Genomic DNA, 21,021 nt, shown 5'->3' with positions numbered 1-21,021 from the left:
TTATTGGGTTTACTTAATTGAATAATGAAAATTTCAATCACTAACTCAAGTGTGACTTTAGGTGTTGCGCTTTTTGGAATTTTTGTCTCAATTTGGTCAACGCGCATTCCTTGATCTGCCGAACGCGTTCACGAGAAAGGTCCATTAGGGTAGCAATTTCCTCGGCAGTCATGCTCCGGCTGCCTTTCAAGCCATACAATAACTCCAGGACTATCGCTTCTCGATCGGTCAATGAGTTCAGGACCATTTCAACATCCATTTTCACAGAGCTCAATAGCGCATTTGCTTCAGGGTCTGGCGACTCCTGATCTTGCAACATGTCTGCCAGGGTTGAAGTGCTTTCGGCAAGAATCGGTGCATCGAGTGAAGAGGTTCGATTGCCGACATGTCTTATTTCACGGACGAAATCTTCGTTAAAGTCAAGTGCTTCAGCAATTTCCTCATCCGTAGGCTCTCGTTGATATTTTTGCTCCAGTTCCGAAACTGACCGCATCACCTGATTGTAGCTATTCACCCGGTTCATGGGCTGTCTCACTGCTCTTGAGTGCTGACTGATCGCGGACATGATCGCCTGGCGTATCCACCAAACGGCATAGGAAATAAATTTGAAGCCTTTGGACGGGTCAAACTTGCTGGCGGCTCTCATCAAACCGATATTCCCTTCACTGATCAAGTCTCCCAGTGTCAAATTGTGGATTCCACGGTCGTATTGTTTGGCCACTGAGACCACAAAACGCAGATTGGCTTTCGTGAGCTTTTCTAACGCGATCTGGTCCCCAGCTTGTATCCTTTGGGCAAGGATCACTTCTTCTTCTGGCGAAATCATCTCGTGCCTGCCTACCTCCTGAAAGTATTTTTCAAGGGTGAGCGTTCGGTTGGTGATCTGAAAAAGTATTTTCAGTTGCTTCATGAGATGCTGATGGCAAAAAGCCACTCTTAAAAGTGGCCTTATTCAAGATTCAAATTCGTATTAGCTGATCACTTTGACATTCACCGCGTTCATGCCTTTCTTGCCCCTTTCAAGTTCAAATTCCACCCTGTCATTTTCACGAATGTCATCTATAAGTCCGGACTCATGTACAAAAACATCTGAACTGGAATCGCTGGGTTTGATAAATCCAAAACCTTTTGATTCATTAAAAAACTTAACCGTTCCTTCTTTCATTCTTATCTATTGTATTACTCGTATTTATTCACTTTTCGCGGTTGCTGACTATATGGGTGTGTGACCCATAAAACATTCAACAATGCTGGAGCTCCGCAATGATCCGTTCCAATTCTACGCGGGTCTTTTGAAGTTTGCTGGCCAATTGATCCAGGGTTCGCTCCTTGTCACCATTGACAATTTCAAAATCTGCATCGTCGAGATTGGCAAACCTCCACTTCATCATGACCCTGATTTCACGCCAGCTTCTCATGTCCTATTCCATTAAATGCTCACTTCCTCATAGCCATATTTGATGACCGTCAGCAGCATTTTAAAACGTTCATTGGCTTTCATTTCATGGCTACTATGCGCAGGAATGATCAGGATCTGTCCTGCGATAAGCTCGTATGACTTTTCTCCAATGTTCACCTCAGCCACCCCTTCAAATACCTGAATAAGGATATCAAATGGTGATACTGCCGACTCAAAGCTTTCGCCCTTGTCGAGGGAATACATATTGACACTGCCTGTGTCTTTGGTCAGGATAGGCTTAAGGATGGTAGTCCCAGGTTCATAATCTACCGCATAGGACAATTGATAGACTTTCGCGGGTTTTAGTTCAGGACTTTCCATTTGCATTTTTTTGACTAGACAGCATTCAGCACTTACAAAAATCCCTACAATCACAGGTTAAAGCTTTACATCATCATGGGTGAAACTTACATATATCCCATGTTTCGCAACCGGCGATGGATCATGACTCTCTGGTGAGGGATAAATACTGATAGGTAGTGCATGACTTTAAAAAGAGGCGATCAGGCGCTATTTGGCCACCGACTTAGCTCTTGGGAGGTGTATCGGCCTTCCATACATTTTAAGCTTCCGTCCCAGCAAAGCATCTGCACAAGCTTTAAGAACAGGGGCCATGCAAACGGAAGGTATACACGTGGATGACTTTGAACTAATCAGGAAGAAATGATACGATTTTTACCAGATACTGTAAGTTGTCCAGATACGAACGGAAATCCACATCCAAATAGTTCCATGGAACAATTAAACCGTTTTGCATGTCTTATGGTTAATTTTAAAGATTATTTGCGCATGTATGCGCATTGTCTATCTGGTTGTATGCAGTGGTGGTTTGACCTCCACTGTTATTTTCTGATAAATTGCCAATTCTTTAATTGACCAATATCCGAAGGCGTTCCTAGTCGCAAGTTTTTTGAAATATGGCAATTGTATAAAGAGGATGTAATAGCAATAGAATACGACGATGGGTTCAAGTTAAATTCAGAGTTTATTGATCTTTCAGATTCATATGATGGCAGAAATATTCTAATAGGTCGAACAGATCATGACAGCTCCGTAAAGGTCTTTCATATCTATCCCAATCTAGGGGAAAGGAAGTAATTCTCAATACTCTCCATATTGCAATAATTAGCAAGAAGAGATGAAAAAGGAAAGAAAATAAAATTAGCTATGCAATTGAATTCTGCTAAGCGTAAGTCGATCTGGCAAGTAATACCAATCCTCCTTAGGGAAGAGATGTAAATTAGATTCGCATGGGCCCTGATCAAAACGAGCTTCTTAAGCGCACCTGCCCTTTTTTGACACCATGTATGAGGCATTGACTTCATAAAGACGAGTTCGCTCATGAAAAGTGCTCACATTGCTGAGTTTCCTTAATGATTTTCAAATTTCAACACACCCGCCTTTAGGAGTATGGGAATAATAAATTCCTTAGCAATTTTTAAAATTCCTTAGCAAAGGTATCTCCTCGCTAAAGGAGGAAGAAGCTGAAAATAGCAAGACTTTGAATGTAGCTACATCAAAGAGGTTTCCTTAGGAATTCTTCTTCTAGATCAATTTTTCTTAAGGACATGCGGAGATTTTCATATCAGCATGCGATTTAATCAAAACAAGCTTCTTTAGCGTACCTGCATCTTAAATCTCGAAAAATAAGCACATTTAGGGTAATTTAGAACTATCAACACAACCTTCCTTAAGGAGCTGATCTTCTTAGGCAATATTCCATTAGGAATAGGCATGACATTTCTATGCGAAATTCTTTGTCAAGTGCAATTATTCAAAAGGGATTCTTTAAGAGTAGCTTAGAAAAATCATATTTTTATGGATATTTCTTTTGAAGAAAGGAACGGAATCTCACTTTTCTAAGCAAATAGCTTTCCTTAATTCTTATCGATCTGCTCATAGATAATGACTGTTCACATCTGACATTCCAATCTGACTCTATCAACTAAAAGGGAATTTGGACGATCTATCTCAACACCTAGTAGGCAGTAATTTATATGAGGGATAATTAAACCTTCAATTTAGGAGGTAGCTAAATAGCGTAAGACAGGAGTCTCTTATGTCCAAAGGAACGATCATTGAGAGAACCAATACCGTATCGAAGAAAGGTCAAGTCCTTAGATAATAGAAAGTAGACTAATGATCTCAATTCTTTAAATGGAATAGCTGATTTTCCCATCAATTAGTCTTACTGCCAGGTGCCTCGTGAGAAAAACTCACATCACCCTTCTTTGAAATTGAACAATCCTAATATCACTTATTGGTAGCCTCGAAGTAACCTTCCGAACATTCTCATCAATTATCACCACTAAATGGGGGTAGATAAGGTAAGTGTGAAGGTATTTTTTTGTACCGATTTGCCATTTTCAGACACAGAAATTTCGACGAAAATTGACTTTAGAAAGCAGCTTAATTATACTTGTAAGTGATTGATAGACAAATACTTGAACTAGTTTACAATTTCTTTCACCTCAGTTTTCAAATAGTTTACAATGAGTTTCATCTCGCTTTACATCTAATTTACAATGAGTAACAAAACCCTGAACAATTACAGCAAATTACAACAACAAATCGACCAGGTAATCGGCAAGATCGGATTAGACAAAACCATCTTTTTACTTTCAAGTTTTATCGACTCCTCAGACATTGCCGTCTCTCAACCCCAGAAGTTCCAGATGCTATCCCGCTACCTGATTACAGAGTGCATCCGCGTCTTCGAACTCAATGACAAACTGTTCTTCACTTCCAACATCCAGGAATACAGAGACGCGAGGATGGTTTGCTATCATTTACTCAAAAAATACACGGGATTGAGCTATTCCAAAATCGCTGAAGACTTTGGATTAACAAAACGGAACATCCTTTACGGGGCTAAAAAGTGTGAGGAGAAGCTATCGGTTCCTTACTACTATGAAGGATTTGTCGAGAAATACGACTTGCTTGAAAGTACTTTCCTGCAATTCATTTCTAAGCTATCTCCAAAGACTGAAGAACATAATTGAATGCTGCTATAAGAAATAGGATGAGCCAAAAAAGGATACAAAAACAAGTTCAATTTAAGCTGAAAATAAGGAGCACTTTTTGACGGTTGTTTAATTGGAATAAAATGGGGCATTTTGACACGATAAAACGGGTATTATCATCCTTATTGAAGATGAATCAAGTTTTTTTAGTCAAACATTAGTTTATACCCTTGGTACAAAAGCGAACCTTGTCTTGTTTCCTCCTCACAGCTAATCTTATCCTCATAACAACAGTGAAAGGAATAGCTAAACGACATCATGCGGCAAAGTTCAATATCAGAAAGGAAAGACATACAGGAGACGAGGCTCACTATCGAAGAACTAAGACAGTTTGACGGTTTTGAGGATATTGATGAAGAACAAGGGCAGGAACTCATCGATTTTCTTCATGGCTTTTGCATCCTTATCTACGAAAACTACGTTAGTACACCTAAGACATCATAGCATTATGAGCAATAAAAACTTAGACAGGTTCCTGAAGTTCGCTAACAAAAACGTTCGTGTACCCATCAGGAATTCAAGAGATGTCGTCATCTATACCCGTGTATCCTCCAGAGACCAAATGGAGAATGGGGCAAGTTTGGATACACAGATGAAGTACTGTAAGGAATTTGCTCGCAGAAAGGAATTGAATGTTGTTGCTTTCTTTGGAGGCACTTACGAATCAGCTAAATCAGATGACCGAAAGGAGTTTCAACGCATGATCAACTATGTAAAGCGATCAAAGAACGTTTCGGCCATCATTGTCTATTCCTATGATCGATTTTCCCGCTCTGGTAACAATGGAGCGATGATCAGCGAGGACTTACAAAAGAAGTATGGTGTCTCAACTTTATCAGTCACTCAGGAAGTCAATCCCGAAAATGCAACAGGAGCTTTCCAAAGAGACATGTTCTATCTGTTCGGCAAGTTTGACAATACCCAAAGAACAGAAAAGTGTATTACAGGAATGCGCGAAAAGATCAGAGAGGGGCATTGGGTATGGGCTATTCCAATTGGCTATAAGAACCTGAACAAGGGACAAACAGCCGATAAGCATGAACTCATTATCACAGAAGAAGGAGAACTGCTCAGACAAGCGTTTCATTGGAAGGCTGAAAGAGACATGCCGAATGTTGATATTGCCCAGCGCTTAACCAATCAAGGGTTAAAAATGACAGACAAGAAGCTGTCCCATATCTTTCAAAATCCATTTTATTGCGGCGTGCTAACCACCAGCCTACTTCCAGGAGAAGTGCATCGAGGAAAACACATCCCTCTGATTACCGAAGAGCTATTCTGGAAGATCAATGACCCCAATCATAATCGTCCGAGAAAGAAGGGATACAAGGTGCAACTACACAATGATAGACTGCCATTGAAGGTATTCACCAAGTGTGATGATTGTGGAGCGCCTATGACTGGTTACTTGGTCAAGAAGAAAGGCTTGTACTACTACAAGTGCAGAACGAAAGGATGTAGCAAAAACAGGAACGCAGATGTAGTCAAACAGGGATTTGAATCGCTACTCAGCAGCTTTCAATTAGATCGCCGATATCGAGACATATTAGCCGCTCAGATGAAGAAACTGTTCTTCAAGCTGAATGAGGATAAGCTACAGGAGTTAAAGGCTTACAAAGCCAATTTAACAGAGGTTACAGGCAGGCTGGAAACCATAGAGGAAAGATTCGCTATTGGGGAGATAGATCGCCCCATATACGAGAAATATCACCTAAAATACCAGGGGGAGAAATTGGAAATCGAGGGAATGTTAGAAAATGCCTCAATTAGCAGTTCGAACCTTGAACAATGCGTAGAATACACCGTCAATTTGAGCGGTAACTTGCTGAAAATGTGGCGAGAAGCAGATATTCTGGGCAAGCAAAATATTCAATCTCTGGTATTTCCAGAGGGAATCAGGTATAATCGAGAAAAAGACGAAGTTCGAACCGAAAGAGTAAACATATATTTCAGTGTAATACCCACACTATCAGCTCATTACAGAGAGGAAAAAGAAAAGGGAAAGTATTCTAAAAATACTTTCCCTCATTTGGTGGAGAAGATCGGATTCGAACCGACGACCTCTTGACTGCCAGTCAAGCGCTCTAGCCAACTGAGCTACATCCCCAAATGGAAGGCGAATATAGGCAAAATTGAGATTCTTACTAGTCAAATCTAATTTGACTTATGGTTTCATGTCCTCTTTGTATTTTAGGGGTTGAATCAACTAATGTTCAATGACTAAAATTTACTTCTTCCTTTTAATTATCTTTTTTGCTTTTAGTGTTCTTTCTCAGGAACAACAGATAGTTTTTGGACAAAAAGTCGATCATCCTTACGGTTGGATGGAAGATGTGACCTCCGATACGGTTCAGAACTGGTTGACTTATCAGCAAGAAAATCAGTCGGAGGTATTTAAAAGATCAGACTTTAAAAAACTTAATAGCGTATTATATGCACCAAAAAACTCCTATATACGCAAAACCAACCGATATAAGTTTGATCTTGTGGTGGCATCAAAGGCACCTCCAAGGTTGAAATACTATGTGCTGGGCAAGGAAGAAGAGTTCGGAATATTGATCAAATGTCAGGATTTCAAACGAAGCAAGAACGACTATCCTTCTATCACCAATTATTGGATAACAGACAGTGAGTTATTTCTTGTGGCTGCCGTTTCACACTCTGGCAGCGACTGGAAGGAATTACTAGTTTATGACCTGGAGAGTAAGCAGTTGATCGATAAACTCGAAGGTGTCATTAGGTCCAGGGTTATTTTTCATGGCAGGGGATTTTACTACGAAAGATACGATCCGCCTACAGAACTAAAGTCACTGCGATCAAATCAACGAATTGCTTTTCATGAATTCAATACACCACAAAGTTCGGACAAAAACATATTTGTGAATGCTGACAGCAAGTCTATTCGGCAATTTGAATTTGCACAGATTGAAGACACTAAATCCATCCTTGTATTTCATCCTATTAGGATCAAATCAGCATGGAAAAGAGCCATTACAAAAATTGAATTAGGTGATTTTTCTCCCCTCAGGCCCTTTTTTGTCTACAGTAGTCCCTACAGGATTACTTTCGATCCCATTGTGCAACATGGTGATTCCGTTCTAATGCGTACAGACCTGAGAGATCCAAACTTTGAAGTACTGAAGTTCAATACTAGAAAGATCAATCAATATACCTCCTTCTTGGCGGCCAATGAGCTGGTGTTGAAAGATGTGACCATGCTAAATGATCAGTACTATGGACTTAAGTATCATTCCGAAGGGAGATACCTGGGGATCATAGTAGATGAGGTCGGAAAGATGAAATTGAAAGTTCCGACATACGAAGGATCCAGTATCGAATTTATTTCAGGAGAGGAAGGGTCAGAGGCTTATTGTTTGCATAATCATTATCTATCGGAAAGAAATGTGGAGACAATTGATCTAAATAATCTGACAACTGATTTTAGGAGCAATACTTATATCTCTTACTTTGGTCGTAACAGGACCGTAAATTGGGAGGCAGAGCTGACCAACTTTCAGAGTAAAGATGGGGTTAATGTTCCCATCACCATTCTTTATAATAAAGATACGTTCAAAAAGAACGGAGATCAACCTTTGCTTATCAAGGTATACGGTGGATATGGGTTAGATCAAGAACCTTCCTTTAGCTGGGAAAGCCGTCTGTTTGTTAAAAACGGAGGTGTGCTGGTATTCCCTGGTATTAGGGGAAGTAGTGCCCGTGGAGCGGATTGGGCCCTTGCTGGTAGAGGACTTAAAAAGCAAAAGACCATAGATGACGTTATTGCGGCAGCAGAGTACCTTATCAAGAAAAAATATGTGCGATCTGGTAATATATTTCTTGAAGGCGGCTCCCACGGTGGGTTTCTGGTAGCAGCTGCAGGCATTCAGCGACCTGATTTATTCAAGGGGGTTATAGCTAAAGCTGGCATATTTGATTTAGTGAATTTTACAGTACAATCGATAGGCAATCTGGAAATTAATCGAGAGGAGTTTGGCGATCCCTTGGATTCTGCAACGTTTATAAACAGACTTAATTTGTCACCGATCCACACCCTTCGCAAAGGTGAAAAATACCCATCTTTTCTAATTATTACAGGTTCTAATGATACAAGGGTGGCGCCTTCTCAATCCTATCGATTTATGGCCCTGCTCAAGGAATATTCAGCCAATTCCCAGAACTTCATACATGTGACCAATGGAGGTCACGGTATCGCTAATTTCCCAAAAGAACAATTGGAGATCATATCCTTGAAATTCAAATTCCTATGGCTTCATACGGGATATAAGTTCTGGAAGGGGTAACAAACAATTGGACAGCTATCACTTAATCACCCGCCTGAACTTCTTTACATTCTTTCGGTAATAATCAGATTTGAGGTTGGATTCGACCACTCCCCGGCTGGTGGAGGCATGGATGAATTTGACCTCATCTTTAGTTGCTTTGGTGATCATGCCCGTGTGATACCACTTCTCACCTTTCTGTTTGAATTTGAAATAGACAATATCTCCCTCACGGATCGTTTCCCATGATTTATTGTTGCCAATTTTACTTTGTTCTTTGGCAGTCCGAGGTAGCTTCACATTGATCTTGCTGTAGCATTTTTGGATCAATCCAGAACAATCAATTCCGCTCTTGGTGTTGCCTCCATACCGATAAGGTGTGCCAATGTAGCTTCTTGCTGTACTGATCACAGTAGAGATTTTCCGTCTTTTTTTCTTGTTCTGTGCTTGTGCTGGCGTAATGGCCAGGGTAAAAAATAGCCCGAGACTAAGCAGAAATAGCCAGTTTTTTGGGTTGATCGCGGTGTTGATCTTCATGTTTTGAACGTGTGCTTTTACAATAACCCAAAGGTACAGTTGGATTTGCCTGTAAATCGAATAAAATTCGCTTCAATGTGCGGAATTACCGGTATCCTGTCTTTTAATGTCGTCGGGCGAATGCAGTTGGTGCATTTGGAACAAGCGACACGTTCTCTGGAAAAAAGAGGCCCAGATCACCATGGCTCGTGGTTTGATGAATCTGTCGGGCTAGGTCACCGAAGGCTCTCGATCATCGATGTAAGCCCGGAGGCAAATCAGCCCTTCTGGGATGCTTCAGGAAGATATGCCATCATCTACAATGGAGAAGTATACAACTATCAGGAGCTTAGGGCGCGATTGAAGGCAGGAGGTGTCAATTTCCGCACGACCTGTGATACGGAAGTGGTGCTACAGGCTTACATGACCTGGGGCGAGGAAGCGGTTAGAAAATTCAATGGGTTTTTTGCATTTGCCATCTACGATACCCATCGAAAGTCGCTTTTCCTGGCCAGAGATCGATTTGGGATCAAACCCCTGTTGTATTATCAGGATGATGACAAGTTCATTTTCGCATCAGAGATGAAGTCCTTGCTGGCTTATGGAATTCCGAAGGTCATTGATCAAACTTCGTTGCATCAATATTTTCAGCTCACCTACGTGCCTGATAATCAATCCATGCTGGATGGAGTGAAAAAATTGCAACCCGGACATTGCGGACACGTGATCGAAGGAGAAGCAACATTTTCCCCTTATTATGCCATCAATCCGCAAAATGATGTCGCCATTACTTTTGAAAAAGCGAAGGAGCAGATCATCGAAAAAATACGCAAGTCGGTGGATCGGCGACTGGTCTCAGATGTGCCGCTGGGAGCTTTCCTAAGTGGTGGAATTGATTCTTCGGTGATTGTGGCGCTGGCCAGTGAACGTGTCAGTGACCTGAAGACCTTTTCGATTGGCTTCAAAGACAATCGCTATTTTGATGAAACCCAGTATGCCAATTTGGTGGCTGAAAAGTTCAAGACAGATCATCAGGTCTTCAAGTTATCCAATGATGATTTACTTCAGCATGTCGGTGATATTGTGGATTATATAGATGAGCCTTTTGCCGATTCTTCTTCGATTCCAGTTTACATTCTGAGCCAATTGACGAAAGAAAAAGTGACTGTAGCACTTTCCGGAGATGGAGCCGATGAGGTCTTTTCCGGCTACAACAAACATGCCGCCTGGGACATGAGCTATCAGCAGAGTAGCTTCAATCGCATGGTTCAATTAGGTCGTTGGTTTTGGAAGTACTTACCAAAGTCGCGCTATGTGAAGCTTACGGACCGATTTCGTCAGCTGGATCGATACGCCAGTATCCTAAAACTGAGTCCGGCAGAGAAATATTGGTTTTTGGCAGCATTTATCAGAGAAGAGCAAGTAGCCAAAATGCTGGCAAACCCAGTAAGTCCAGCGTTGATCGAAGATCGATTCAAGTCTTTGACATTGGGAATTTCACCTGATTTGAATACCATGCTCGCCAGAGATGTGTCCATTGTGTTGCCTGGGGACATGTTGCGGAAAGTGGACCTGATGTCCATGGCAAATGCACTAGAAGTTCGTGTGCCTTTTCTTGATCATGAGGTGGTGGATTTTGCCTTCTCCTTGCCAGCGGAATTCAAAGTGCAGGGCAAAAACAGAAAAATTTTATTGCGTGAAGCTTTTCGGCAGATCTTACCTGAAGAACTTTATAGCAGACCAAAACATGGCTTTGAGGTGCCGATCATGAGTTGGTTCAAAAAAGAACTCAAGCTGGAACTGTCCAGGTATGTTTTTGACAGGGATCGCATCGAGGCGCAGGGAATTTTCCGTTGGCAGGAGATCAGTAAGATCAGACGGAGACTTCATTCCATGGACCCTGCGGATGTGCACATCAAGATTTGGTCGATGTACGTATTTCAGAAGTGGTATGAGCGCTATATAGGTAGCTGATCACTTTTTCAAAATCATATACAAATCCAGGTTCTCCTCATTTTTTTCTCTCAGGAAGTAATCGTCTGAGGTGATGGTTTTGACCAGCTCATTGTTGCCTGCTTCCAGATTATTTCTATTTCTGCGATTGAGGAATTCATAAGGAATCCTTAAAAGTGCCGCAGGTAATCGATACTGCAGGTTGAGGATGTCATACTTCATGATCTTTTGGACAGAAGCCCGATTTTCGTCATGATAAGCGATCACTTTTTCACTGCCTGCAACTCCACGCATGTCCACCTTGCTGAAGTATTGCTTAGCGATATTGGCCAATTGGTCCGCGGTGTATTCCCGGATGTGCCAGGGGTTTCGTGAAAGTGTCATTTTGATGTTTGGTGTACTGACTAAAGCAGTGCCTCCGGGCTTTAGTATCCGAGCGATCTCTTTCAGGAAAAGTTGATCCTTCTTGATATGTTCGATCACCTGAAAAGTGACGATGGTGTCAAAACTATTGTCTTGATAAGGCATCGGAGGGAAGTGTCCCTGCTGAAATTTGTGTTCAGGGAAATCTCCTGATAGCTGCTCAATTACTTCTCCGATTTTATCAATCGCGGTATAAGAATCTGCCAATGGAGCCAACTCTCGAATACCACGGCCTTCCCCACAGCCCAACTCAAGCAGATCACCTTTGATGTAGGGTTTTGCGATCAGGTAGGCACTTAGCAGCCTTTGATGAAGCGGGTTGTCAGAAGAGATCTCTTCAGAGGTGATTTCGGTCGTGTATACTGCCATTGAACAACTTTTTGGCAAAGAAATTAAAATTTGGTAAGATTAATGCGTGCTTTGGTTGTCACATATTCACTCAGCTATGTTGAAATATCTTTTGGTATTCTTGGTGGTCCTCATAAAGTCGGAGGTTTTTGGGATTGATCTTAGTCGGATCAATATGGCATATCAGTACGATCCAACTGCGTTGCTGAGAATAGAACATGGTCATTTTGCTGAAAATGAGACACTATTTCTGCATGTGACCGTACGAAATAAAACGGCGCTGCCCTATGCCTTGACATTGCTTACTCAAACCAACATGGAAGCCGAAGAACATCAGGAGATCAGCTACGAGGCGGATACGTTAATGTCTGGATTGAAAACCGCTAAATATTTGATCAAAGCTGATTTAGGCAGCCTGGACAAGCTTTTGGTCCTCCAATTCTTCAATTCGGGAGAGGTGTACTATTTTCCCATTTACTTGAATACAGAGCGAGGGGAGACCATTGCATTTCAGGAAGAGCCTGCCAAGCCTTATCTATCCAAGGTGCCAATTTTGAAAGACACGGCCACTGCCCCTTATTGTTATGCCTATTCGATGGATTTTGGTTTGGCCGATCCGGCTTTTGGCAACATGAGAGAATTATCTCCTTCTCTTGAACCCGATTCGCTATTTAATTTTGGTTCCAATCTAAGTTTCCAGGATTGGACTTTTTACTTTTTACAACATGATACGACTGAGGCTGCGGGTCGAGGCTTTTTGAAATGCCCACCTTACTACCCCAAGCTTCGTAAAGTGGAAGAACTGGTAGGACCTGTACAATACTTATCATCAGCCAAAGAATTTGCCGAAATCATTAATGCTGATAACCCCAAGTTCGCATTTGAGCAATTCTGGATCAGGAATGCGGGAGGAAAAGGAAAGGCCAAAACAGCCATTAGCAGCTTCTATAATCGGGTGACCTGGTCCAATGCTTTGTTTACTAACTATAAGCCCGGTTGGAAAACGGATCAGGGGCTTATATTTCTGATTTACGGCAAGCCAGACCAAGTCTATAAGACAAATCGAAAGGAGCGATGGCTATACCTGGATGGGCAGGAATTTGAATTCATACGAATATCCACTCTATTTGCGCCCACATTGTATACGCTCATCAGAAAAAAGGAATACCGGGATCGATGGATTCAAAGAATTGGTCAAATCAGAAAAGGAAACTAGCCCCTAAAACCAGGGACGAAAACATGATCTATGGCCTAAGGGCTGTGATCGAGGCACTGGAAGCTGGTCGCGATCTCGAAAAAGTATTCGTCCAGAAGAACTTGCAGGGAGATCTGTACAAAGAACTTTGGGCGGCACTGAAAGGCACGTATACACCCGTATCGAAAGTGCCCCAAGAGCGATTGCACAAATTCACCCGAAAAAATCATCAGGGGGTAGTAGCATTTTTATCTCCGGTCAAATATTTTACCGTTGAAAACCTGGTCCAGCGGCTTTATGAGGAAGGTAGAGCACCCTTAATTGTGGTTTTGGATGGCCTTACTGATGTACGAAACTTTGGTGCCATTGCCAGAACGGCCGAATGCATGGGAGCAGATGGGATCGTGATTCCTACCCGAGATTCTGTACAGGTGAATGCAGATGCGGTAAAAACGTCTGCCGGGGCCTTGAACTCTATTCCAGTGTGCAGAACCGAGGATTTGGTAAAATCAGTGGCTTACCTGAAGGAGTCAGGGTTGACGGTGGTAGGGTGTACTGAAAAAGCGGAGAAAACCCTGGCGGAAGTAGACTTTTCCGGACCTGTCGCCATGGTCATGGGGTCAGAAGAAAAAGGCATGTCGGACGAAATGCTGAAAACCTGTGACTACCTGGCCAAAATCAATTTATTTGGAAAGATCCAGTCCCTCAATGTGTCCGTTGCTGCAGCGATGGCGCTTTATGAGATCAATAGGCAGCGATCTGAATAAATAACTTTCCTGTTTTTCCTTCGAGAATACCTTGAAAAAGGTAAAGATCAATTTGAAAGGTGAGGGAAAAGATTTTTCTGGAGTCATTTAGTCACCCCTTGCCCTAAAGGGAGAAATCAGAACTAATCCCTTTAGGTAATTGAAAGGTAATCTTTATGGTAATTCACAAGATTGAAATTTTTTTTTCAGTATCCCTGACTCACTAATTTTCGAAAACAGGTACGGTACCGATATTAAATATATTTATCCCCTTTCAGCGTCTTCACATCAGTGACGAAGGACTTGAAAATTGCAGCATCGTCTTTCTTGCACACCAGTAAAACATCATCCAGGTCTGATACAAGGTATCCGTCCAGGTCTTGGAGGACGACTAATTTTCCCTTTTCTGCTTTGATGAAATTGTTTTTGCACTGATATAAGATTGTCTCTGCTTCTACGACATTTCCATGTTCATCTTTATCTCGGATCTCATGTAGTGCATTCCACGAACCCAAGTCGGACCAGCCAAAGTCTCCCATTACGACAAAGACGTTGGTCGCTTTTTCCATGATGGCATAGTCAATCGAGATGCTCTTGACAATGGAATAAGACTTTTCGATAAAGGCTTTTTCATCGTCTGAAAAATAAGATTCGCTAGTGTCGAAAATCTCGGCAATCTCGGGTTGATGCTGGCCAAAGGCATTGGTGATGGCAGCGACAGACCAAACGAAAATTCCGGCATTCCACAAAAAGTCGCCACTGGCTAGGAAGGTTTCTGCTAATTCTAATTGCGGTTTTTCTGTAAAAGTCTTCACAGGTTTCACATCACCATCATCTTCCAGATGCTGAATGTATCCATATCCGGTTTCCGGACGATGTGGCTTTATGCCTATGGTGATCAGTTTTTCTCCGGAAGAAGCTCCATCTACTGCTTTTTTGATGACATCTTGAAATTTCTGCTCTTGAAAGATGGCATGGTCCGCTGGTGTGAAGATCAATATGGCATCTGGATCTTTCTGTTTGATTTTGTACGCAGCATAAGCTACACACGGAGCGGTATTTCGCTTTACCGGTTCCAGCAGAACCTGATGATGGGATAACTCCGGCAATTGCTCCTCAATGACATCTGCATAAATTTCATTGGAAACCAGATAAATGTTTTCGGTTTCAGTGTAGCCGCTGAAACGATCGAAGGTCATCTGCAGCAAAGAACGGCCCGTGCCTAGTACATCCAGAAATTGCTTTGGTTTATCATTTCTGCTGTAAGGCCAAAACCGTGTGCCCGTGCCTCCGGCCATGATGACGACATATACCTTTTGATTCATTTGGCTTGCTCGTTTCATTGTTTTACGAAAATAAGACATTCACAGACAGAACATTCTCAGCTAATTTGGAATTTAATTTTTTTTTGAGCGTTGTTATTACCGGATTTGTCGGGTTGGTTTTTTTATGTAATTGGTTCATGAAGCAAATACACATAATCACTGCATTGACTTACTTAATAGTGTTGAATTTGGATTAATTTCGCATCCTTTCTCAGCGACAGGCAGTCTGCCGGAATCTCAGAAAAAATTGTTAAATTCATAGATGAAGAATGTAGGGTTAAACCCATTCGTATATGGAGACCGTAACTGACAATGCACTACGATCTACCCTGAAAGAAGTATTTGGTTATAACCATTTTAGAGGTAATCAGGAAAAGATCATTCAGAATATTCTCACTGGTAGCAATACCTTCGTGATCATGCCGACCGGAGCAGGTAAATCGCTGTGCTATCAATTGCCGGCGATTACACAGGCTGGTGTTTCGATCGTCATCTCACCGTTGATCGCACTGATGAAAAATCAGGTAGATCAAATGAATGCCGTAGGTATTGATGCCCGATTTCTTAACTCGACGCTTTCCAAGAGTGAGACCAATCGTGTTAAGCGTGAGACGCTTTCGGGGCAGGTAAAACTGCTCTATGTGGCACCTGAGTCATTGACCAAAGAGGAAAATATTGAATTCTTGAAGGAGGCCAATATCTCCTTTGTGGCCATAGACGAAGCGCACTGTATATCGGAATGGGGACATGATTTTCGTCCGGAATACCGACGGATCAAAGCCATTGTGGCCGAGTTGGGAGATATTCCTTTGATCGCCCTCACGGCTACAGCAACTCCTAAGGTTCAGATTGATATTCAGAAGAACCTGAATATGGAGGATGCTACTATTTATAAGTCTTCTTTTAACCGGACCAACCTGTACTATGAAGTCCGGGCGAAGAAAGAAGCCAAGAAGCAGCTGATCAAATACATCAAGGAACACAAAGGGAAATCCGGTATCATTTATTGCCTTAGCCGCAAAAAAGTAGAAGAAATTGCCGACTTCCTGAAGGTGAACGACATCAAAGCGGCACCTTATCATGCAGGCATGGACAGTGCCCAACGCATGGCCAATCAGGACGCATTCCTGAGTGAGGATGTGGATGTGATTGTAGCTACGATCGCATTTGGTATGGGAATCGACAAGCCTGACGTACGATTTGTCATTCACTATGATGCGCCTAAATCCATCGAAGGTTACTATCAGGAAACCGGGCGTGCCGGACGCGATGGCCTGGAAGGAAAATGTCTGATGTTCTATAGCTACAATGACATCATTAAGCTGGAGAAATTCAACAAGGACAAATCGGTTACCGAAAGAGAAAATGCCAAATTCCTGCTGGAGGAGATGGCCGCATACGCGGAATCATCTGTATGTCGGCGTACGCAGCTCTTGCATTACTTTGGGGAAGAATACGAGCATGATACCTGTGGCATGTGCGACAATTGTGTGCATCCGAAGGAACAATTCGATGGAACCAGTCACCTGCAGAAAGTCGTAGATGTGGTATTGAAAACGGATGAGCGTTTTGATATCAATCATGTCGTGAACGTATTGATCGGCAAAGAAACCCAGCACGTCAAAAGCTACGGCCATGACAAACTGGAGCATTTTGGCGCTGGAAAAGACGAATCCGATACTTTTTGGAAGGCGGTTGTTCGACAGGCGTTGTTCAATGAATTGCTACTCAAAGACATAGAAAGCCCTGGTGTTTTTAAAGTGTCGCAGAAAGGCAAGGAGTTCATGGACGATCCTTACAAGATCATGATTTCTAAGGATCATGATTACAGCACCGAAGCTTCCGAAGAAGAAGAATCTGAGAAAGTGGTAATGGCAGGTAAATCCTACGATACGACGCTTTTTGAGATGCTTAAAGTGCTTCGTAAGCAAGTCGCGAAGCAAAAAGATCTGCCTCCTTATGTGATTTTTCAGGATCCTTCTCTGGAGGAAATGGCAACGCTCTATCCTACTGCCAATGAAGAATTGATCAAAATTGTTGGAGTCGGTGAAAGCAAAGCCCGAAAATTCGGTCGCCCATTCCTCGAAATGATTAGTGAGTATGTGGAGGAAAATGACATCATCACAGCCGGAGATGTGCTGGTGAAGTCTGCGGGTATTAAGTCCAAAAATAAAATTGGAATCATTCAGCAAATCGACCGGCAGATCGATCTCGAAGAAATCGCCGAGTCGAAAAATATGAAATACGAGGACCTGATCACGGAAATAGAAGTCATTTGTGATGCGGGAACCAAACTCAACCTCGACTATTACATCGATCAATTGTTGGATGATGACCGACAAGACGATATTTACGACTATTTCCTCACGGCAGAAACAGACAGCATCAAAGAGGCGCTGGATGAGTTGGCTGAGGATTACTCCGAAGATGAAGTCCGCTTGATGCGTATCAAATTCATGTCAGAATACGCACACTAATTTTGAATACACACTTTTTAATATGAACGTTCTGGTTTTAGGTTCCGGAGGGAGAGAACATGCCCTCGCCTGGAAAATCAAGCAAAGCCCCAATTGCGGGGACCTTTTTATTGCACCAGGAAATGGTGGTACCGGTGAGGTAGGACAGAACCTTGCGCTTAATGCGGAAGATCCTCAGGAAGTTGCAGAGGCGGTTTTGGCCAATAAAATTGATTTGTTGGTCATAGGGCCGGAAGCACCATTGGTCAAAGGACTGGTCAATGACCTGAAGGCAGATGAGCGATTGGAGGGCTTATTGATCGTCGGTCCCGAGCAATCCGGTGCGCAGTTGGAAGGAAGTAAAGAATTTGCCAAGGACTTCATGTATCGTTATGGCATACCGACAGCCAGGGCCAAAGTGTTTGATGAATCCAACATCGAAGAAGGTTATCAATTTCTTGAAGATAACGAAGCACCTTATGTCCTGAAAGCTGATGGATTAGCCGCAGGAAAAGGGGTATTGATCACGTCGGATTTGGAAGAGGCCAAGGAAAATCTACGTGAATTGATCGTAGAGAAAAAGTTCGGAGAAGCAAGTGCGAGGGTACTCGTGGAGCAATTTCTGGATGGAATCGAGTTGTCGGTGTTCGTCTTGACTGACGGCAAGGATTTCCTTTTGCTCCCTGAGGCAAAAGACTATAAAAGGATTGGAGAGGGCGATACAGGTCCAAATACAGGAGGAATGGGAGCGATCTCACCGGTTTCTTTTGCCAAGCCTCATTTCATGGAGAAAATTGAGACAAGGATCATTCGTCCAACCATTGCCGGGCTGGAAGAAGACGGCATTCCATTTTGTGGCTTCATATTCTTTGGACTCATCAATGTGAAAAACGATCCCTACGTCATTGAGTACAATGTGCGTATGGGCGATCCTGAAACAGAAGCTGTTCTGCCTCGAATTAAAAGTGATCTACTTGATCATTTGGTGGCTACCGCCAAAGGAGAATTGGCCGATCAAAAACTGGAAACCGTTCCCTATTCAGCGGTTACGGTAATGATGGTGTCAGAAGGGTATCCCGAGTCCTATGAGAAAGGCCGTAAGATTACCATGGACCCGAATTTGAAAGGGGTGATCCCATTCCACGCAGGAACCAGATTACAAGACGGTGAACTATTAACGAATGGTGGCCGGGTAATTACACTAACAGCCCTGGGAAAGAACATGCTGGAGGCCATGACCAAATGCTACGACGCAACGCCATTCGTGAAATGGGATGGCAAGAACCTACGAAAGGATATCGGTCAGGACCTGAAAGAGTACGGCTAAGAGAACCAATAACCACTGGTATGGTTGGAATTGCCTATTTACAGCCAGCCAACTATCTTTGGTTAATTGATGATTGAAGTAATCGATGGGATGTAGTTCGTGTAGTACGGGGACTGACGGTGAAGTCAGTGGTTGCAGAAACAACGGCGGGTGTAGCACCGGAGGGTGTAACAAACTTAACGTTTTTGACTGGTTGTCGAATATGGATGTGCCTACGCTTGAGCAATTCGAGTATGTGGAAATCCGATTTAAGAACGGCCGTAAGGAATTTTTCCGCAACCAGGAGCAACTTGAGCTACATACAGGTGATGCAGTAGTTGTTGATGTTCCCAATGGTCATCACATAGGTCACGTTTCACTGCAAGGAGAATTGGTACGCCTTCAGATGAAGAAGAAAGGCGTGAAGAAGATGGAGGACATCCGGATCATCTATCGATTAGCTTCACCAAAAGACATTGATAAATTCCGAAGCGTAAAGAAACGTGAAGAACCTACGCTCTACCGCACGCGTGAGATCATTCAATTGCAAAAGTTGCAGATGAAACTCACGGATGTAGAGTATCAGGCCGATAACAGCAAAGCCACCTTTTATTATTCAGCCGACGACCGGGTAGACTTCCGGGAGTTGATCAAAATCCTGGCCAGTGAATTTAAGATCAGGGTAGAAATGCGTCAAATTTCTCTCAGACAAGAAGCCAGTCGGATCGGAGGAATTGGCTCATGTGGTCGAGAGTTGTGTTGCTCTACGTGGTTGAGTGATTTTACTTCGGTCACTACACAAGCAGCCAGGTATCAAAATTTGTCGCTGAATCCAGGAAAGTTGTCCGGGCAATGTGGACGATTGAAGTGTTGTCTCAATTATGAGCTTGATACTTACATGGATGCTCTGGATGACATTCCAAAGATCGAGGGGTCTTTACAGATTGAGAATGGTAAAGTAACGCTCCAGAAGACCGATATCTTCCGAAAGATCATGTGGTTTGCGTATGCGGGAGAAAATACCTGGCATCCGTTAGAAACGTCGCGTGTTCAGGAAATCATAGCATTGAACAAGGAAGGTAAGAAGCCAGCCACGTTACTCGATGATGTGGAGGAAGAGAAGGAAACGATCGACAGCCTCAACAGCGATCTGGTGGCCATGGATCGCAAATTCAAGAAATCGAAGAAAAGAAATAAGAACAAGAAACGGCGCCCGAATAACAAGCAGGGAGCCAATGCCGAAAACAAACAGCAGGCGAAAGACAAACCACAAAACCTACAAGGAAGGCAGAAGCACAAACAAAAACCTCCCAACGATAAAAAATCAGGCAATAACCAGAAGTCGGGAAATCAACAGCAGGGACAGCAAAACCAGAACCCCTCAAATAATCAGCAGTCTGGTAACAATCAAACAAAAAACAGGTCGAACAAAAAGCGTCGACCCAAGAACAAACAAAATAAGCCTCAGGAATGAGAAAGTGGTACTTCCTATTGTTGATCATAGGATTGTTTTCATGCGATAGTGCACGTATTTATGAAGAGTTCAATGAAGTCGAGCAATTCTGGAGAACAGATCAGGCTTTGACCTATGCGTTTGAAATCGAAGACCCCAAGACTTCCTACACAGTGATCGCTGAGATCAAAAACGATTTGAATTATCCTTATCGAAATTTCTATTTCAATTATCGCCTGCAGATAGAAGGAGATTCAGTATTGAAAGAATCATTGGAGCAGATTCAGCTATTCGAGCCAATCACCGGGAAACCTTTCGGCTCAGGAATTGGAGATCAATACAATAACGAGATGGTATTGGAGGAAGGCATTCAATTCCCTGTCGCCGGGAAGTATCAAATTGATCTGGAGCAATTCATGCGTGTCGACAGTCTCACGGGTATCCAAAGAGTAGGTTTGCGTATTGAAAAGGTGGAATGATCAATGACAATGTGAATGACTCTTACTGCTCGAATTCATTCTATTTTTCTTCGGATTAC

18 protein-coding genes and 1 tRNA gene are annotated in these 21,021 nt (G+C 42.7%); 11 read left to right on the top strand and 8 right to left on the bottom strand.

The features are described from left to right. Window positions 1-40: 40 nt before the first annotated feature. The 4 genes from R8G66_25695 to R8G66_25680 all read right to left on the bottom strand — a co-directional run bounded on the left by R8G66_25695 (window position 41) and on the right by R8G66_25680 (window position 1,780). A complete protein-coding gene (locus R8G66_25695; GenBank protein MDW3195794.1) occupies window positions 41-910 on the bottom strand; it encodes an RNA polymerase sigma factor RpoD/SigA in 870 nt (289 codons plus the stop codon). A 60-nt stretch (window positions 911-970) separates the two neighbouring features. Beyond that, complete coding sequence (locus R8G66_25690) at window positions 971-1,165, bottom strand: cold-shock protein (GenBank protein MDW3195793.1); 195 nt, start codon at window positions 1,163-1,165, stop codon at window positions 971-973. 76 nt (window positions 1,166-1,241) lie between these two features. Next, a complete protein-coding gene (locus tag R8G66_25685; GenBank protein ID MDW3195792.1) occupies window positions 1,242-1,418 on the bottom strand; it encodes a hypothetical protein in 177 nt (58 codons plus the stop codon). Window positions 1,419-1,429: 11 nt separating this feature from the next. Then, the gene (locus R8G66_25680; GenBank protein MDW3195791.1) at window positions 1,430-1,780 is read right to left on the bottom strand and encodes a cupin domain-containing protein; all 351 of its coding nucleotides are present in this window, start codon (window positions 1,778-1,780) and stop codon (window positions 1,430-1,432) included. A 2,204-nt stretch (window positions 1,781-3,984) separates the two neighbouring features. On the opposite strand from R8G66_25680, the gene R8G66_25675 reads away from it, so the two are divergent. The 3 genes from R8G66_25675 to R8G66_25665 all read left to right on the top strand — a co-directional run bounded on the left by R8G66_25675 (window position 3,985) and on the right by R8G66_25665 (window position 6,550). Then, a complete protein-coding gene (locus R8G66_25675; protein ID MDW3195790.1) occupies window positions 3,985-4,461 on the top strand; it encodes a hypothetical protein in 477 nt (158 codons plus the stop codon). A gap of 279 nt (window positions 4,462-4,740) precedes the next feature. After that, window positions 4,741-4,926: a hypothetical protein gene (locus R8G66_25670; protein MDW3195789.1), complete on the top strand. Its 186-nt coding sequence runs from the start codon at window positions 4,741-4,743 to the stop codon at window positions 4,924-4,926. 4 nt (window positions 4,927-4,930) lie between these two features. Continuing rightward, window positions 4,931-6,550, top strand: a complete 1,620-nt coding sequence (locus R8G66_25665) for a recombinase family protein (protein ID MDW3195788.1) — start codon at window positions 4,931-4,933, stop codon at window positions 6,548-6,550. Here the strand turns inward: R8G66_25665 and R8G66_25660 are convergent. Further along, window positions 6,513-6,589, bottom strand: a tRNA-Ala gene (locus tag R8G66_25660). The genes R8G66_25665 and R8G66_25660 overlap by 38 nt on opposite strands. A 109-nt stretch (window positions 6,590-6,698) precedes the next feature. Between R8G66_25660 and R8G66_25655 the strand changes: the two genes are divergently transcribed. Further along, on the top strand, window positions 6,699-8,783 hold the full coding sequence (locus R8G66_25655; GenBank protein MDW3195787.1) for a prolyl oligopeptidase family serine peptidase: 2,085 nt from the start codon (window positions 6,699-6,701) through the stop codon (window positions 8,781-8,783). 18 nt (window positions 8,784-8,801) lie between these two features. Here R8G66_25655 and R8G66_25650 read toward each other — a convergent pair whose 3' ends face one another. Next, window positions 8,802-9,299 (bottom strand): C40 family peptidase, encoded by a 498-nt coding sequence (locus tag R8G66_25650; protein ID MDW3195786.1) that lies wholly within the window; start codon window positions 9,297-9,299, stop codon window positions 8,802-8,804. Between the two features lie 75 nt (window positions 9,300-9,374). On the opposite strand from R8G66_25650, the gene asnB reads away from it, so the two are divergent. Beyond that, window positions 9,375-11,252 (top strand): asparagine synthase (glutamine-hydrolyzing), encoded by a 1,878-nt coding sequence (gene asnB / locus R8G66_25645; protein MDW3195785.1) that lies wholly within the window; start codon window positions 9,375-9,377, stop codon window positions 11,250-11,252. Here asnB and R8G66_25640 read toward each other — a convergent pair whose 3' ends face one another. After that, complete coding sequence (locus tag R8G66_25640) at window positions 11,253-12,023, bottom strand: class I SAM-dependent methyltransferase (GenBank protein ID MDW3195784.1); 771 nt, start codon at window positions 12,021-12,023, stop codon at window positions 11,253-11,255. 154 nt (window positions 12,024-12,177) lie between these two features. Here R8G66_25640 and R8G66_25635 point away from each other — a divergent pair, with 154 nt between their 5' ends. Both R8G66_25635 and rlmB read left to right on the top strand, forming a co-directional pair. Continuing rightward, the gene (locus R8G66_25635; protein MDW3195783.1) at window positions 12,178-13,218 is read left to right on the top strand and encodes a GWxTD domain-containing protein; all 1,041 of its coding nucleotides are present in this window, start codon (window positions 12,178-12,180) and stop codon (window positions 13,216-13,218) included. Further along, window positions 13,179-13,964 (top strand): 23S rRNA (guanosine(2251)-2'-O)-methyltransferase RlmB, encoded by a 786-nt coding sequence (rlmB, locus tag R8G66_25630; protein ID MDW3195782.1) that lies wholly within the window; start codon window positions 13,179-13,181, stop codon window positions 13,962-13,964. Before R8G66_25635 ends, rlmB begins: the two co-directional genes overlap by 40 nt. A 233-nt stretch (window positions 13,965-14,197) precedes the next feature. Here rlmB and R8G66_25625 read toward each other — a convergent pair whose 3' ends face one another. Further along, complete coding sequence (locus R8G66_25625) at window positions 14,198-15,268, bottom strand: mannose-1-phosphate guanylyltransferase (GenBank protein MDW3195781.1); 1,071 nt, start codon at window positions 15,266-15,268, stop codon at window positions 14,198-14,200. 293 nt (window positions 15,269-15,561) lie between these two features. On the opposite strand from R8G66_25625, the gene recQ reads away from it, so the two are divergent. The 4 genes from recQ to R8G66_25605 all read left to right on the top strand — a co-directional run bounded on the left by recQ (window position 15,562) and on the right by R8G66_25605 (window position 20,962). Continuing rightward, window positions 15,562-17,745, top strand: coding sequence for a DNA helicase RecQ (recQ, locus tag R8G66_25620; protein ID MDW3195780.1), 2,184 nt, complete (start codon window positions 15,562-15,564; stop codon window positions 17,743-17,745). Window positions 17,746-17,767: 22 nt separating this feature from the next. Continuing rightward, the gene (gene purD / locus R8G66_25615; protein ID MDW3195779.1) at window positions 17,768-19,051 is read left to right on the top strand and encodes a phosphoribosylamine--glycine ligase; all 1,284 of its coding nucleotides are present in this window, start codon (window positions 17,768-17,770) and stop codon (window positions 19,049-19,051) included. An 85-nt stretch (window positions 19,052-19,136) separates the two neighbouring features. Further along, window positions 19,137-20,504 carry a regulatory iron-sulfur-containing complex subunit RicT gene (gene ricT, locus R8G66_25610; GenBank protein MDW3195778.1) on the top strand — a complete coding sequence of 456 codons (1,368 nt, stop codon included), beginning with the start codon at window positions 19,137-19,139 and terminating at the stop codon, window positions 20,502-20,504. Then, window positions 20,501-20,962, top strand: a complete 462-nt coding sequence (locus R8G66_25605) for a gliding motility lipoprotein GldH (GenBank protein MDW3195777.1) — start codon at window positions 20,501-20,503, stop codon at window positions 20,960-20,962. Before ricT ends, R8G66_25605 begins: the two co-directional genes overlap by 4 nt. Window positions 20,963-21,021: the final 59 nt, after the last annotated feature.

Source organism: Cytophagales bacterium (assembly GCA_033344775.1).
Lineage (GTDB): Bacteria > Bacteroidota > Bacteroidia > Cytophagales > Cyclobacteriaceae > JAWPMT01.
The sequence above is the reverse complement of the archived record's forward strand: the minus strand, read 5'-3'. Positions and strand labels throughout refer to the sequence as shown.